This window comes from Salipiger aestuarii (assembly GCF_003259905.1).
GTDB classification, from domain to species: domain Bacteria; phylum Pseudomonadota; class Alphaproteobacteria; order Rhodobacterales; family Rhodobacteraceae; genus Salipiger; species Salipiger aestuarii.
The window spans coordinates 59087-73049 of the sequence record NZ_QLMG01000005.1 but is presented as its reverse complement, the minus strand read 5'-3'; the positions used below and the strand labels follow the sequence as shown (position 1 = coordinate 73049).

Here is a 13963-nt window from a genome sequence, read left to right as displayed (position 1 = left end):
TTTCGTCATTGCTATCGCGCCAATTTCAAAAAAGGCCCGCCCTCCGGATCCGAAGGGCGGGCTTTGCCGGGATCAGGCCGTCGCCATCATCCCCTGTTCCTGCGCCAGCTCGCGCATGCGCTTTTGCAGCTTTTCAAAGGCGCGCACCTCGATCTGGCGGATGCGTTCGCGGCTGACGTCATAGACGCTGGACAGGTCTTCCAGCGTGACAGGCTTTTCGGACAGACGGCGTTGGGTCAGGATGTCCTTTTCACGATCATTCAACACATCCATGGCCTGCGCGAGCAGGGCGCGGCGCGCGTCCAGCTCGTCGCGTTCGGCGTAGTCGGTGGCCTGATCGGCGCTTTCGTCTTCCAGCCAGTCCTGCCACTGCATCGACCCATCGTCATCGCTGCCCACCGTGGCGTTCAGCGACGCGTCCCCCCCCGACATGCGCCGGTTCATCGAGATGACCTCGGTTTCGGTGACCCCGAGATCGGTGGCGATCCTGGTGACATGTTCGGGGCGCAGGTCGCCCTCTTCCAGCGCGCCGATGCGGGATTTCGCCTTGCGCAGGTTGAAGAACAGCTTTTTCTGCGCCGAGGTGGTGCCCAGCTTCACCAGCGACCACGACCGCAGAATGTATTCCTGGATCGACGCGCGGATCCACCACATCGCGTAGGTGGCAAGGCGAAAGCCCTTTTCCGGGTCAAAGCGTTTGACCGCCTGCATCAGGCCGACGTTCGCCTCCGAGATCACCTCGGCCTGGGGCAGGCCATAGCCGCGATAGCCCATGGCGATCTTGGCCGCGAGACGCAGGTGCGACGTGACCATGCGATGGGCCGAGGCGGAATCGCCATCCTCGACCCAGCGTTTTGCAAGCATGTATTCTTCTTCAGGTTCCAGAAGCGGAAACTTCCGGATCTCGGACAGGTAACGGCTCAGCCCCGCTTCCGGCGACGGTGCCGGAAGGTTGGCGTATCTGGTCATATTGCTCACTTGCCCATTTCCCTCCAATGTTATGAGGCTTAACATCCCATTTGGGATAGCCCGTGTGGTGTTTCAAGTCCCGGCCCGGCTGGCCGGTCCATGCTAACGGTTCCTGGTTGTTACGAAGCTAACGCGGATTTCCGTCGAAAAGGTCCGCCATCTGCCGTGGTTCACCGGATCGGGAAGACTATGACAGATGTGCGTTCGAGCAGGTATTCACAAAATATGTAACCAATGTGTGCGCACACGATCAGATCAACCGCGTAACACGGCCAGAAGCCGGGTCATGTCGGTTGGCAGGGGCGCCTCGAAATCCAGCCGCTCGCCAGTGACGGGGTGATCAAAGCCCAGCTTTGCGGCGTGCAACGCCTGCCGGGGAAACGCGATGATCGCGGCGGCAGCGGCTTCGCCCAGCGCCCTGGCGGCGGGTTTGCGCCGCCCGCCATAGGTCTGATCGCCGACAAGCCCGTGCCCGGCATGGGCCATGTGAACGCGAATCTGGTGGGTGCGTCCGGTTTCCAGCCGGCATTCCACCAGCGCCAGCGCGGCAGGCGTGCCGAAGTGTTCCAGCACACGGGCGCGGGTGATGGCATGGCGCCCCTGCCCGTCGAAATAGACCGCCTGGCGCTGCCGGTCGGTGCGGTGCCGCGCCAGCCCCGACTGTATCAGGATCACGCTGCCCGGTTCCATCGACACGCCGCGCGTGCCCAGCAGGCGCGGGTCGCCCGCATCCGGCACCCCGTGGCAGATCGCCAGATAGGCGCGGTCGGCGCTGTGGGCTTCGAACTGCGCGGCAAGCCCGTGATGGGCGCGGTCGGATTTCGCCACCACAAGCAGGCCGCTGGTGTCCTTGTCGATTCGGTGCACGATGCCGGGGCGCGCCACGCCGCCCACGCCGGACAGCTCTCCGCCGAAATGGTGCAGCAGCGCGTTCACCAGCGTGCCAGTCGGGGTGCCGGGCGCGGGATGCACCACCATGCCGACAGGTTTGTTGACCACCACCAGGTCGGGGTCTTCCCAGACGATATCCAGCGGGATGTCTTCGGGACCGATATGGCTGGCTTCGGGTTCGGGCAGGATGATGTCGATCTCATCGCCCTCGGAGACCCTGGCCTTGGGGTCGCTCAGCACCTCGCCCGCGCGGGTCACGGCGCCTTCGGCGATCAGCCTTGTCAGACGGGTGCGCGACAGCGCCGCCTGCTCTGGCACATCGCGCGCGAGCGCCTTATCAAGGCGCAAAGGCGGGGCTTCCCCGATGGTGATGCGCAAAGGATTTTCCATGTCCCGGACTCCGGATGCCGACGAGAAACTGCCCGAACCGGCCAACCTGCGCTTTTTGCGGCTGTTGGTGACCGTGCTGACGGGGGTGATGATCGCGGGGCTTCTAACGCTGTTGGGGCTGGTTGTCATCCGTTACACGAACGCGCGCGCGCCGTTGCCGGACGCGATCACCCTGCCCGATGGCGCCAGGGCCACCGCCTATACCCAGGGGTCAGACTGGTATGCGGTGGTGACCCAAGGCGACGAAATCCTGATTTTCGACCGTGCGACCGGATCTCTGCGCCAGACCATAGGCATTGAACCCGCGCCGTGAGCCGCCCTGAGCGCCACGTTCACGCCGCTTGCTGGTGCCTTGCGATCAGAAGCTGACGCCAGCCGAGGGCCGCCAGAAACATCCCCGTCAGGACCAGCACGATGGTCGGCGCGGGCGAACTGTCCAGCCAGAATGCCGCGTAGGTGCCGACGATCCCCGCCACCAGCGCCGCGCCCGTCGCCACCCACAGCATGACGCCGAAACTGCGCACCAGCAGAAAGGCAATCGCCCCCGGCGCGATCAGATAGGCCACCGCAAGGATGATCCCGACCGATGACAGCATCGCCACGATCGTGGCAGACAACGCCACCAGAAGCCCGTAATGTATGACGCCCACGCGCAGGCCGATCATCCTGGCCTGCACCGGGTCGAACGCATGGGCGAGGATGTCGCGCCACTTGACCAGCAGGCCCAGCGTTACAACGCCCGAGATCACGCCCGCCGTCCACAGGTCGCCCGATTGCACGCCCATCATGTCGCCGAACAGGATATGATCCAGATGCAGCGCGCTTTCGATACTGGTGTAAAGCACGATCCCCGCGCCAAACATGCCCGAGAACACGACCCCCATGACCGTATCCTGCTTGACCCTTGAATTGGCCCCGATGAACCCGGTGGACAGCGCGCAGAACAGTGCCGCAAGGAATGCCCCGATCAACAGCGGAATGCCCGCCATATAGGCCAGCACCACACCCGGCAGCACCGCATGGCTGGTGGCATCGCCCAGCAGCGCCCAGCCCTTGAGCACCAGAAAACAGCTCAGCAACGCCCCTGCGGGCGCGATCAGCGCAACGATCAGAAACCCGTTCTGCATGAACGGAAACTGGAATGGCAAAAGCAGGCTGTCCATCAGTTCACCTCTGTCAGCGCGGCAAGCGCCTTGCGCCGGGCCGCCAGCGTGCCGTGGGTCGGCGCAAAGACAAAGGCCAGCAGAAACAGCGCGGTTTGCAGGCACACGATGATGCCCCCGGTCGCCCCGTCCAGAAAATAGCTGGCATAGGCCCCCACGGCGGAACTGATTGTGCCGATGGCAACCGACAGCGCCAGCATGCGTCCGAACCGGTCGGTCAGCAGATAGGCCGTCGCGCCCGGCGTCACCACCAGCGCAATTACCAGAAACGCGCCCACCGTCTGCATCGCCGCCACGGTCGAGGCCGACAGCAGCGTAAAGAACACCAGCCGCAGCGTCGTGACCGGAAGGCCGATGGTGCGGGCGTGAGCTTCGTCAAAGAACACCGCCAGCAGGTCGCGCCATTTGGCCAGCAGCACCGCCAGCGAGATGCCTCCGATCAGCACCAGTTGCAGCGTGTCCTGCGGCGAAATTGCAAGAATGTTGCCCATGGTGATGGTCTGGATCGACACGGCCATGGGGTTCAGCGACACCATGAACAGCCCCATCCCGAAGAACGCGGTAAAGATCAGGCCGATCACCACGTCTTCTTTCAGACCGGACCGGCTGCGCAGGAACAACATCGCCAACGCAGCCAACCCGCCAGACAGGAACGCCCCCAGAGCGAACGGCAGCCCGAGCATGTATGCCCCCGCCACCCCCGGCACCACGGAATGCGACAGCGCGTCGCCGATCAGCGACCAGCCCTTGAGCACGAGGTAGGCCGACAGGAACGCACAGACCCCGCCGACAAGGGCCGAAACCCAGATCGCGTTCGTCATGTACCCGTATGTGAAAGGTTCAAGCCAGGTCATGCGCGCGGTTTCACTGTTCTGACCCGTTCGTCGTACACCACCAGCGGGCGTTCATCATCCGTAAAGATGCCCAGTTCGCGGGGATCTTCGTCATCGTGCAAGCGGTCACCGCCCAGCATGAAATGGCGCAACACGCCGCCAAAGGCTTCGCGCAGGCGGTCGGCGGTGAACACCTCTGCGGTCGGCCCGTAAGCCAGCACCGTGCCCTTGACCAGCACCACCCGATCGCAGAATTCCGGCACGGACCCAAGGTTATGCGTCGCCACCAGCATCACCCGCCCCTCGTCGCGCAGTTCGCGCAACAGGGCGATGATCTGCTCTTCGGTCTGCACATCGACCCCGGTAAAGGGTTCGTCCAGCAGGATCACCTGCGCATCCTGCGCCAGCGCGCGTGCCAGAAAGACGCGCTTTTTCTGCCCGCCCGACAATTCCCCGATCTGGCGGTGGCGAAACTCAGTCATGTTCAGGCGGGCAAGCGCGGCGGACACGGCCTCGTGGTCTGCGGCGCGGGGGCGGCGCAGAAAGCCCATGTGCCCATAGCGGCCCATCATCACCACGTCTTCGACCAGCACCGGAAAGCTCCAGTCGACCTCTTCGACCTGGGGCACATAGGCCAGCGCCTGGCTCTTCATCATCTCGCCCGCCGGGCGGCCAAGAATTTCGACCCTGCCCCGCGTCACGGGCACAAAGCCCATGAGCGCCTTGAACAGGGTCGACTTGCCCGCGCCGTTCACCCCCACGAGGGCGGTGATGGTGCCCGTGGGCAATGCGAAACTCGCGTCCCGAAGGGCGGTATGCCCGTTGCGATACGTCACGGTCACGTTGTCGGCGCGGATGCCCTCTGTCATTGCTGCAACCCTTTCAGAATGGTTTCCGAGGTGACGCGCAGCAGATCCAGATAGGTCGGCACCGGCCCGCCTGCTTCGGACAGCGAATCTACATACAGGACGCCGCCGTAGCTTGCCCCGGTTTCCCGCGCCACCTGTTTCGCCGGCTTGTCCGACACGGTGGATTCCGAGAACACCGCCGGGATGTCGTGCTCGCGCACCCCGTCGATCACCGCCCGCACCTGGCTGGGTGTGCCCTGGGCATCGGCGTTGATCGGCCACAGGTACAGTTCCTGCAAGCCGAAGTCGCGGGCAAGATAGGAAAACGCGCCCTCGGATGTCACCAGCCAGCGCCGGGAGCCGGGCAATGCCAGCGCCGCTTCGCGCAGCGGACCGATGGTGGCAGCGATACTGGCCTTGTAGCTTTCGGCGTTCGCGGCATAGGTTTCGGCGTTATCCGGATCGACGCCGCTCAGCGCGTCACGGATGTTGTCCACATAAATCAGCGCCGAACTCAGCGCCATCCAGCCGTGCGGGTTGGGCTTGCCGTCATATTCCCCGCCCGAGATCGAGATCGGCTCGATCCCCTCGGATACGACAGCAGCAGGCACATCGCGAAGATTGCCGAAGAACTGTTCGAACCAGGTTTCCAGATTCAGACCGTTCCACAGGATAAGGTCCACGTCATGCGCCGCCACAAGGTCGCGGGGCGTGGGCTGATAGCCGTGGATCTCGGCCCCCGGTTTGGTGATCGACACCACCTCGGCGGCGTCCCCCGCCACGTTCTGCGCCATGTCGGCGATCACGGTAAATGTGGTGGCGACCCGGATCCTTTCGGCAGCGATGGCGGGCAGCGGGGCCAGCGCCAGCACCCCGATGAATCCCAGTACCGTGCGTCGTAAAAACATGAGCATTCTCCTGCGCTGCGTCCCAGATGCATGTAGGAATGATTTGCAATTTTCAATCCAGTTGCGAATGATTTGCAGGAAACGCTTGCGCCACACGCCGCGATGGCGCAAATTCGGGCGCATGATTTCAATCGAGACACGAACGCAGGAACTGACCGGGGCGCTGCGCCGCGCCGGGGTCCGCATCACCCGCCAGCGCGCCGCGCTGCTCGCGGTCGTGGCGGCGGCAAAAGACCACCCCGATGCGGTTGAACTCCACCGCCGCGCCCATGAAAAGGTGCCCGGCATTTCGCTGTCGACCGTCTATCGCACCCTGACCGAACTGGAATCGCAGGGCGTCATCCACCGGCACCAGTTCGAAGGCGAGGCCGCGCGTTTCGAACATGCAAAAACCGCCCATCACGACCACATGATCGACGTCGACACCGGCGCAGTCGTCGAATTTCATTCCGAACGCATCGAGAAGCTGCAGGCCGAGATCGCCGCCGCCCTGGGCTATGACATCGTGCATCATCGGCTGGAGCTTTATGTGCGCCGCAAGCGGGCGGCCGACTGAGACGCCACAGCCGTCGCCGGCCGCAGTCCGGTCGGGAAAACCGCAGCTTGCAAGGGTTCCGGGCCGAGGGCATCGTGTGACGCATGGATTTTTCCGAAACTGATGGGGTTTCCCCATGCGACTGCCCGGCATTCCTGCTTTTGCCGCGCTTTGCGCCACGCCGATCGCCAGTGAGGGCGCCGTGGGGATGAAAACCGACCCGATCGGCCGCCAGAAATTCGCGGTTCAAGACAGCTGGACCATGGGCCCGATCGCCAACCGTATCCTCGTGCAGGTCGATGGCCCGGACGAGACGGCCGAAGGACCACGCCAAAAGGCCGCGCTGGCGACGATGGATTTCGCCGGTGTGGCGAATTTCGGCAACTGACTGTCCGCCCCTGTCGCCTGGCCTTGTGGCGCTTGGCGCCATGCCGGGGGGTGCGCCTGTCACATGAGATTTACCCAACCGCGGTACCAACAATAGCGCCACCACAAGTTGCGGGGCTTGCCAGAGGGCCGACGCAGGATATAGTGGCTTGACGCTGGGGCGGGTCGTCCCGCTCTGGTGCTTGGTACGGGCAGACAGGGCAGGGAAAGAGTCACTTCATGGACGGCGACTTCAGAACGCATTTTGTCAGGGAACCATCAGCGCTGCGGCACCATCCGGCGCTGGTTCTGAACGCGGATTTCAGGCCGCTTTCCTACTATCCCCTTTCGCTATGGCCTTGGCAAGAAGCGGTCAAGGCGGCTTTTCTCGAACGGGTGGACATCGTCGCCGAATACGACGAGACCGTGCGAAGCCCGTCGATGACGCTGAAAATTCCCAGCGTTGTGGTGCTGAAAGATTATGTGAAACCCCGAAAACGCGTGGCCTTCACGCGTTTTAATCTTTTTCTGAGGGATGAATTTCGCTGTCAGTATTGCGGCTCAAAGGGCGAACTGACGTTCGATCATGTTGTGCCGCGCGCCAGCGGGGGCATCACCAGCTGGGAAAACGTCGTGGCCGCCTGCGCGCCTTGCAACCTGCGCAAGGGGTCCAAGTCGCTGCGCCGCGCGGGCATGAATCTGCGCAAGACCCCCCGCCAGCCCGGCGCGTCCGAACTGATGAACACCGGGCGCAAGTTTCCGCCCGGCCACCTGCATGAAAGCTGGATGGACTACCTGTACTGGGACGCCGAGCTGGACGCCTGACGGGCGCGCCAAGGCTTGCCCGCGCGCGCCTGCCGTCCTAAGCCCGTGGCATCATCGCAACGGGACATCTTATGCTGCTTTACCGCCTGCTCACGACACTGTTTGCCGCTGTTGTGCTGGGGCGCCTTGTTCTGGGGCGCAGCTTCGGGGATTTGCGCGCGCGCCTTGCGCTTGGGCCCGCCGAACCGGGGCACCACCTGTGGCTGCACGCGGCCTCGAACGGCGAACTGGCCTCTGCCCGCCCCCTGATCGAGGCGCTGCGCATCGCCCGGCCCGATCTGGCGCTTGTCGTCACCTGCAATTCCGTCACCGGGGTCGCGCTGGCCCAAAGCTGGGGCCTGCCCGCGCGACTTGCGCCGCTGGACCTGGGGTGGGTGACGCGGCGGTTCCTGCGCAACTGGTCCGTGCGGGCGCATCTGGCGATGGAATCCGAACTGTGGCCGCATCGGGTGCTGGGCTGTCCCGGTCCGGTGCTGATCATGGGGGGGCGACTGAGCGAGCGCACCGCGCGCGCATGGCGGCTGTTCGGCGGGCTGCAACGTCGGCTTCTGGCCCGTATCCACTGGCTGTCGGCGCAGGACGAAGGGTCGCTGGCGCGCTACCTTGCGGCGGGGTTGCCGGCGGACGCCGCCGGGCCGGTGGTCGACCTCAAGGCGCTGTACGACCCGCCTGATCTGCACGACGCGACGTTGTCCGGGCTGAACAGGGACCACACCTGGCTTGCCGCCTCGACCCATGAAGGCGAGGAAGCGACGGCGCTGACCGCCCATCTTGTCGCCCGCGCGCAGGAACCCGAGCTGCGGCTGATCCTTGCCCCCCGCCACCCGCGCCGCGCCGATGACATCGTCCGGCTGGCCAACGCCAAGGGCCTGACCGTCGCCCGCCGCAGCCTGGGCGAAGCTCCGGATGCGGATGTCTACCTGGCCGACACGCTGGGAGAAATGGCACTGTTTTATGCGGCGGCGGGGCGGGTGTTCATCGGCGGCACCCTGGCCGATCGCGGCGGTCATACCCCCTACGAACCCGCCGCCTGTGGCGCCGCGCTGATCCACGGGCCAGACGTCAGGAATTTCCGCGCGCCCTTTGCCCGGCTCGACGCCGCCGGCGCCGCCTGCGCCATCGACAGCGCCGAAACGCTGGCCGCCGCGTTGCTGGCGCTGCACCCCCGTCAGCGCGCGATGGGACAGGCCGCGCGCGCGCTGCTGCGCCCCCGGATGGATGCGCAGGCGCTTGTCGCGGGCATCAGCGCACGGCTCGACACGCTGACCCCCGCTTGATTATTCCTGTCCGACCCCTTACCTGACGACCCACACTATTGGGCTGCGAGTATGATCCAGTACACCCTCAGATGCGCGCAGGATCACCGCTTTGACAGTTGGTTCCAATCCGCAAGCGCCTTTGACAAGCTGCACGCCGCCGGGCTTGTGGCCTGTTCGGTCTGCGGATCGTCCGACGTGGCCAAGGACCTCATGGCGCCACGCGTGAACGCAGGGGCCGAGCGCCCCGTCAAGGCCCCGCTGTCCACCCCCGAATCGTCCGCCGAACAGGCCCTGCGCGCGCTGCGCGACGAGGTCGAAAGATCCTCGGATTATGTGGGCCGCGATTTTGCCCGCGAAGCCCGCGCCATGCACGAAGGCGAGGCGCCGAAACGTGCGATCTGGGGCGAGGCCCGCGGCGGCGAGGCGATCAGACTCATCAATGACGGAATCCCCGTCGTCCCCCTTCCCTTCCGACCAACACGAAAGATCAACTGATGCGAATCCTTGTGACCGGAGCAAACCGCGGCATCGGCGCCGCCCTTTGCACCGAACTGTCCACACGCGGCAACACCGTGACAGGCACCGCGCGCAACGCGCCCGGCCTGGCCCCGCTTGACGTGACCGACCCGGCCTCAATCTCCGCGCTGGCCCGGGGCATCGACGCGCCGCTGGATGCACTGATCTGCAACGCGGGCGTGTTTCTGGACATGGCGCAGGACATCGACGGCTATCCCCAACAGATGTGGGCCGACAGCTTTGCCGTCAACGTCACCGGCGTGTTTCTGACGGTGCAGGCCATGCTGCCCCACCTGCGCCGGTCGGGGACGGCGAAAATCATGATCATCTCGTCGCAGATGGCCAGCGACGAACAGGCGCCCGGCGGCTGCTACATTTACCGCGCCTCCAAGGCGGCGGCGCTTAATCTGGGGCGCAACCTGTCCTCCGATCTCAAGTCGCAGGGCATCAGCGTGGGCATCTATCACCCGGGCTGGGTGCAGACCGACATGGGCGGCGCCTCTGCCGAGATCACGGCCGCGCAATCCGCAACCGGACTTGCCGACCGGCTTGAAGCGCTCAGCCTGCAAAACACCGGCTGTTTCGAAACCTGGGACGGGCAGGCGCTCCCGACCTGAGGCACCGCTGACACCCCGCGTTCAACGCCCTTGATTCGGGCACCGCGGGGTGTCTTGCCTGCCTCTTGCGCAATCCACGCCCCCCGCGTAAACCGCGCGTTATCAAGGTCCACCGGGGGGTGCTGCATGCCCGTTCTCGTGATGAAATTCGGCGGCACGTCCGTCGCCACGCTTGACCGCATCCGGCGGGCGGCGAAACGTGTCGGCGTCGAGGTGGCCAAGGGCTATGACGTCATCGTCATCGTCTCGGCCATGTCGGGCGAGACCAACAAGCTTGTCGGCCTTGTCGAGGAAACCTCGCCGCTGTTCGACGCGCGCGAATACGATGCCGTCGTGTCGTCTGGCGAAAACGTCACCGCCGGGCTGATGGCGCTGACGCTTCAGGAAATGGATGTGCCCGCGCGGTCCTGGCAGGGCTGGCAGGTGCCGCTGATGACCACCAGCCAGCACAGCTCGGCGCGCATCGTCGACATTCCGACCGGCAACATCACACGCAAATTCGGCGAAGGCATGCGCGTCGCCGTGGTCGCGGGCTTTCAGGGGCTTTCCCCCGAGGGCCGCATCACCACGCTGGGCCGGGGCGGATCGGACACCACCGCCGTCGCCTTTGCCGCCGCGTTCGATGCCGAACGCTGCGACATCTACACCGATGTTGATGGCGTCTACACCACCGACCCGCGCATCTGCGACAAGGCCCGCAAACTGGACAGGATCGCGTTCGAGGAAATGCTGGAACTGGCCTCGCTTGGCGCCAAGGTCCTGCAAACACGGTCGGTCGAACTGGCCATGCGCTACAAGGTCAAGCTGCGGGTGCTCAGCAGCTTCGAGGAACAATCGGACGAGGCCGGAACCCTGGTCTGCGACGAGGAGGAAATCATGGAACTGAACGTCGTTTCCGGGGTCGCCCATTCGCGCGACGAGGCAAAGATGACCCTGGTCGCGGTCGAGGACCGTCCGGGCATCGCCGCCAGCATCTTCACCCCCCTGTCCGAGGCGGGCATCAACGTCGACATGATCGTGCAGAATATCGCCGATGACGGCCACACGGACATGACCTTTTCCTGCCCCACCAATCAGGTGGCGCGCGCGGAAAAGGCGCTGAAGGCCGCCATGGAAGCGGGCAGCATCGCGTTCAGCGAACTGGTCGCGGATACCGAGGTGTGCAAGATTTCGGTGGTGGGCATCGGCATGCGGTCGCACACCGGCGTTGCCGCGCAGATGTTCAAGGTGCTGTCGGATGAGGGCGTCAACATCAAGGTCATCACCACATCCGAGATCAAGATCTCGGTGCTGGTCGATCGCAAATACATGGAACTGGCGGTACAGGCGCTGCACGACGCCTTTCAGCTCGACAAGACGGCCTGATCCCCGGTGTGCCAGCCCGGCGGGGCGGGGCCGCGTCATCCCGCCGGTTGCAGAAAATCCGACGTTCCCCCATAGGTTGACAGGACTTTCTCCTTTCCCTTTGCCCCGCCCCTCGCCTATAGCTGTTCTGCCCAACGACAGGGAACAGGCGCCTCATGATCGACCGCTCCGAAAGCGAAAGCCGAAAGCTGCTTGGCCGTCTTCGGGACACCATGGCCGAACAGGCAGCAGGGCAGGAACGACTGGACAAGATCGTTCACCTGACGGCCGATTCCATCGGCTCCGAGGTGTGTTCGATCTATCTGTTCCGCGACCCCGAAACGCTTGAACTGTGCGCCACCGAGGGGCTCAAGAAAGAAGCCGTTCACCAGACCCGGATGAAGCTGGGCGAGGGTCTTGTGGGCCGCGTCGCGCGCACCGGCAAGATGATGAACACCGCCGACGCCCCGTCCGAGCGCGGCTTTCGCTATATGGCAGAGACCGGCGAAGAAGTGTTTTCCAGCTTTCTCGGCCTGCCGATCCAGCGGCATGGCGAAAAGCTGGGCGTGCTGGTGTTGCAGACCAAGGCCAAGCGCGAATTCACCTCGGATGAGATCTATGCGCTGGAAGTCGTGGCGATGGTGCTGGCCGAAATGGCCGAGCTGGGCGCCTTTATCGGCGATGGTGCCGCGCTCAGGGCGCGCCACACCGAACCGCGCATGCTGCGCGGCCTCAGCGGACAGGAAGGCACCGCCGAAGGCCACGCCTGGCTGCACGAGCCGCGCGTGGTGGTCACCAACCTGGTGTCCGACGACCCCGAGCGCGAGCGCGCGCGGCTGAAAAAGGCCATCGAGCATCTGCGCGTCGGCGTCGACGAAATGCTGAGCGGCGCCAGCGGTGAACAGCTTGAGGTGCTCGAAGCTTACCGGATGTTCGCCAATTCCAAGGGCTGGCGCAAACGCATGGAAGAAGACATCGACCTGGGCCTGTCCGCCGAGGCCGCCGTCGAAAAGGAACAATCCGCCGCCCGCGCCCGCATGGGCCAGGTCACCGATCAATACCTGCGCGAACGGCTGCACGACCTGGACGACCTGTCGAACCGGCTGCTGCGCATCCTGACCGGGCAGGGCAAGGAAACCGGCGCGGAAATGCCCGCGGACCCGATCCTGATCGCGCGCAACATCGGCCCCGCCGAGCTGCTGGACTACGGGCGCAGCCTGCGCGGCATCGTGCTTGAGGAAGGCTCGGTCGGCAGCCACGCGACCGTGGTCGCCCGCGCGCTGGCGATCCCGCTGATCATCCACGCCGAACGCATCACCACCGAGGCGCTGAACGGCGATCACATGATGCTTGATGGCGACCAGGGCGTGGTTCACCTGCGCCCCGACGACAGCGTCTCGTCGGCGTTCCGCGACAAGATCGCCATGCAGGCGCAAGCGCAGGAACGCTATTCGTCGATCCGTGACAAGGCGGCGGTTTCGGCCTGCGGCAAGCGCGTTCACCTTTACATGAACGCGGGGCTGCTGGCGGATCTACCGTCGCTGCCCTCTTCGGGGGCCGAGGGCGTGGGGCTGTTTCGCACCGAACTGCAATTCCTGATCCGCAACAAGATGCCCCGGCGCACCGAACTGGTCGAAGTCTACAAGCGCGTGATGGACAGCGCCGGTGACAAGCCGGTGATCTTTCGCACCCTCGATATCGGGTCCGACAAGGTGCTGCCGTACATGAAACCGACGGACGAGCCGAATCCGGCGCTGGGTTGGCGGGCGATCCGCGTCGGCCTGGACAAGCCGGGCGTGATGCGGATGCAGATCCAGGCGCTGCTGCGTGCCTCCGAAGGGCGGCCCTTGTCGGTGATGTTTCCCTTCGTGGCGCAGTACGAAGAATTTACCGCCGCCAGCGCCGAAGTAGACAAGGCGCTTGCCATCGAACGCAAACTGGGCCACGCGGTCCCCGAGACCGTCACCATCGGCACCATGCTGGAAACCCCCAGCCTGGCCTATGCCCCGTCGAAATTTTTCGACGACGTAGCGTTCATTTCCATCGGGGGCAATGACCTCAAGCAGTTCTTTTTTGCCGCGGACCGCGAAAACGAACGGGTGCGGCGCCGCTACGATACGCTGAACGTCAGTTTCCTCAGCTTTCTGGAAAACATCGTGATGCGCTGTTCCGACAGTGCCACGCCGCTGAGTTTCTGCGGAGAGGATGCGGGCCGGCCGATCGAGGCGGTCTGCCTCGCCGCCATCGGCCTGCAACGGCTGTCGATGCGGCCCGCGTCGATCGGGCCGGTCAAAAGCCTTGTCATGCGCACGGATCTGGACGGGCTGTACGACGTGATCTGCGAAGCGCGCGCGCGCGGCGACCAGTCGGTGCGCGAAGACGTGATGAAATTCCTGCGTACGCAGGGTTAGAAACACCTCCGATGCTGAGCGCCGGCACAGCGGGTGCCCACCGTGCCGGACGCCTTTGATCTTGTCGCATCGCGCGCCATTCTGGCAA

At 64.7% G+C, this 13963-nt stretch carries 15 protein-coding genes; 9 read left to right on the top strand and 6 right to left on the bottom strand.

Annotation, left to right across the window (positions count from 1 at the left end; all coding sequences use genetic code 11):
* Positions 1–72: 72 nt before the first annotated feature.
* Together rpoH and ATI53_RS04555 are read right to left on the bottom strand one after the other, a co-directional pair.
* Positions 73–969 (bottom strand): RNA polymerase sigma factor RpoH, encoded by an 897-nt coding sequence (gene rpoH, locus ATI53_RS04560; RefSeq protein WP_009505226.1) that lies wholly within the window; start codon positions 967–969, stop codon positions 73–75.
* 255 nt (positions 970–1224) lie between these two features.
* Positions 1225–2250 carry an RluA family pseudouridine synthase gene (locus tag ATI53_RS04555; protein WP_111549817.1) on the bottom strand — a complete coding sequence of 342 codons (1026 nt, stop codon included), beginning with the start codon at positions 2248–2250 and terminating at the stop codon, positions 1225–1227.
* On the opposite strand from ATI53_RS04555, the gene ATI53_RS04550 reads away from it, so the two are divergent.
* Positions 2249–2563 carry a DUF6476 family protein gene (locus ATI53_RS04550; protein WP_111549816.1) on the top strand — a complete coding sequence of 105 codons (315 nt, stop codon included), beginning with the start codon at positions 2249–2251 and terminating at the stop codon, positions 2561–2563. The genes ATI53_RS04555 and ATI53_RS04550 overlap by 2 nt on opposite strands.
* Before the next feature lie 19 nt (positions 2564–2582).
* Here the strand turns inward: ATI53_RS04550 and ATI53_RS04545 are convergent, their stop codons facing one another.
* From ATI53_RS04545 to ATI53_RS04530, 4 genes are read right to left on the bottom strand one after another with little or no spacing between them, the layout of a single operon-like run.
* Positions 2583–3413, bottom strand: a complete 831-nt coding sequence (locus tag ATI53_RS04545) for a metal ABC transporter permease (protein WP_009505229.1) — start codon at positions 3411–3413, stop codon at positions 2583–2585.
* Positions 3413–4267, bottom strand: a complete 855-nt coding sequence (locus ATI53_RS04540) for a metal ABC transporter permease (protein ID WP_009505230.1) — start codon at positions 4265–4267, stop codon at positions 3413–3415. Before ATI53_RS04540 ends, ATI53_RS04545 begins: the two co-directional genes overlap by 1 nt.
* Positions 4264–5115: a manganese/iron ABC transporter ATP-binding protein gene (locus ATI53_RS04535; protein WP_009505231.1), complete on the bottom strand. Its 852-nt coding sequence runs from the start codon at positions 5113–5115 to the stop codon at positions 4264–4266. The genes ATI53_RS04540 and ATI53_RS04535 overlap by 4 nt, the downstream gene beginning before the upstream one ends.
* Entirely contained in the window at positions 5112–6002 is an 891-nt protein-coding gene (locus tag ATI53_RS04530; protein ID WP_111549815.1) for a metal ABC transporter substrate-binding protein, read from the bottom strand. The genes ATI53_RS04535 and ATI53_RS04530 overlap by 4 nt, the downstream gene beginning before the upstream one ends.
* 121 nt (positions 6003–6123) lie before the next feature.
* Between ATI53_RS04530 and ATI53_RS04525 the strand changes: the two genes are divergently transcribed.
* From ATI53_RS04525 to ptsP, 8 genes are all read left to right on the top strand, one after another.
* Positions 6124–6558 (top strand): Fur family transcriptional regulator, encoded by a 435-nt coding sequence (locus ATI53_RS04525; RefSeq protein WP_085953230.1) that lies wholly within the window; start codon positions 6124–6126, stop codon positions 6556–6558.
* A 115-nt stretch (positions 6559–6673) separates the two neighbouring features.
* Positions 6674–6925: a hypothetical protein gene (locus tag ATI53_RS04520; protein WP_111549814.1), complete on the top strand. Its 252-nt coding sequence runs from the start codon at positions 6674–6676 to the stop codon at positions 6923–6925.
* 218 nt (positions 6926–7143) lie between these two features.
* The gene (locus ATI53_RS04515) at positions 7144–7728 is read left to right on the top strand and encodes an HNH endonuclease (RefSeq protein WP_009505235.1); all 585 of its coding nucleotides are present in this window, start codon (positions 7144–7146) and stop codon (positions 7726–7728) included.
* 71 nt (positions 7729–7799) lie between these two features.
* A complete protein-coding gene (locus ATI53_RS04510) occupies positions 7800–9005 on the top strand; it encodes a 3-deoxy-D-manno-octulosonic acid transferase (RefSeq protein ID WP_009505236.1) in 1206 nt (401 codons plus the stop codon).
* Positions 9006–9056: 51 nt separating this feature from the next.
* Positions 9057–9482 (top strand): DUF1178 family protein, encoded by a 426-nt coding sequence (locus ATI53_RS04505; protein WP_009505237.1) that lies wholly within the window; start codon positions 9057–9059, stop codon positions 9480–9482.
* Positions 9482–10120, top strand: a complete 639-nt coding sequence (locus tag ATI53_RS04500) for an SDR family oxidoreductase (protein WP_009505238.1) — start codon at positions 9482–9484, stop codon at positions 10118–10120. Before ATI53_RS04505 ends, ATI53_RS04500 begins: the two co-directional genes overlap by 1 nt.
* A 126-nt stretch (positions 10121–10246) precedes the next feature.
* Positions 10247–11485: an aspartate kinase gene (locus ATI53_RS04495; RefSeq protein ID WP_009505239.1), complete on the top strand. Its 1239-nt coding sequence runs from the start codon at positions 10247–10249 to the stop codon at positions 11483–11485.
* Positions 11486–11640: 155 nt separating this feature from the next.
* Positions 11641–13875: a phosphoenolpyruvate--protein phosphotransferase gene (ptsP, locus tag ATI53_RS04490; RefSeq protein WP_009505240.1), complete on the top strand. Its 2235-nt coding sequence runs from the start codon at positions 11641–11643 to the stop codon at positions 13873–13875.
* Positions 13876–13963: the final 88 nt, after the last annotated feature.

Coding starts and splice junctions, on each gene's coding strand:
- rpoH (WP_009505226.1), bottom strand. CDS start 969: ATGACCAGATACGCCAACCTTCCGGCACCGTCGCCGGAAGCGGGGCTG.
- ATI53_RS04550 (WP_111549816.1), top strand. CDS start 2,249: ATGTCCCGGACTCCGGATGCCGACGAGAAACTGCCCGAACCGGCCAAC.
- ATI53_RS04555 (WP_111549817.1), bottom strand. CDS start 2,250: ATGGAAAATCCTTTGCGCATCACCATCGGGGAAGCCCCGCCTTTGCGC.
- ATI53_RS04545 (WP_009505229.1), bottom strand. CDS start 3,413: ATGGACAGCCTGCTTTTGCCATTCCAGTTTCCGTTCATGCAGAACGGG.
- ATI53_RS04540 (WP_009505230.1), bottom strand. CDS start 4,267: ATGACCTGGCTTGAACCTTTCACATACGGGTACATGACGAACGCGATC.
- ATI53_RS04535 (WP_009505231.1), bottom strand. CDS start 5,115: ATGACAGAGGGCATCCGCGCCGACAACGTGACCGTGACGTATCGCAAC.
- ATI53_RS04530 (WP_111549815.1), bottom strand. CDS start 6,002: ATGTTTTTACGACGCACGGTACTGGGATTCATCGGGGTGCTGGCGCTG.
- ATI53_RS04525 (WP_085953230.1), top strand. CDS start 6,124: ATGATTTCAATCGAGACACGAACGCAGGAACTGACCGGGGCGCTGCGC.
- ATI53_RS04520 (WP_111549814.1), top strand. CDS start 6,674: ATGCGACTGCCCGGCATTCCTGCTTTTGCCGCGCTTTGCGCCACGCCG.
- ATI53_RS04515 (WP_009505235.1), top strand. CDS start 7,144: ATGGACGGCGACTTCAGAACGCATTTTGTCAGGGAACCATCAGCGCTG.
- ATI53_RS04510 (WP_009505236.1), top strand. CDS start 7,800: ATGCTGCTTTACCGCCTGCTCACGACACTGTTTGCCGCTGTTGTGCTG.
- ATI53_RS04505 (WP_009505237.1), top strand. CDS start 9,057: ATGATCCAGTACACCCTCAGATGCGCGCAGGATCACCGCTTTGACAGT.
- ATI53_RS04500 (WP_009505238.1), top strand. CDS start 9,482: ATGCGAATCCTTGTGACCGGAGCAAACCGCGGCATCGGCGCCGCCCTT.
- ATI53_RS04495 (WP_009505239.1), top strand. CDS start 10,247: ATGCCCGTTCTCGTGATGAAATTCGGCGGCACGTCCGTCGCCACGCTT.
- ptsP (WP_009505240.1), top strand. CDS start 11,641: ATGATCGACCGCTCCGAAAGCGAAAGCCGAAAGCTGCTTGGCCGTCTT.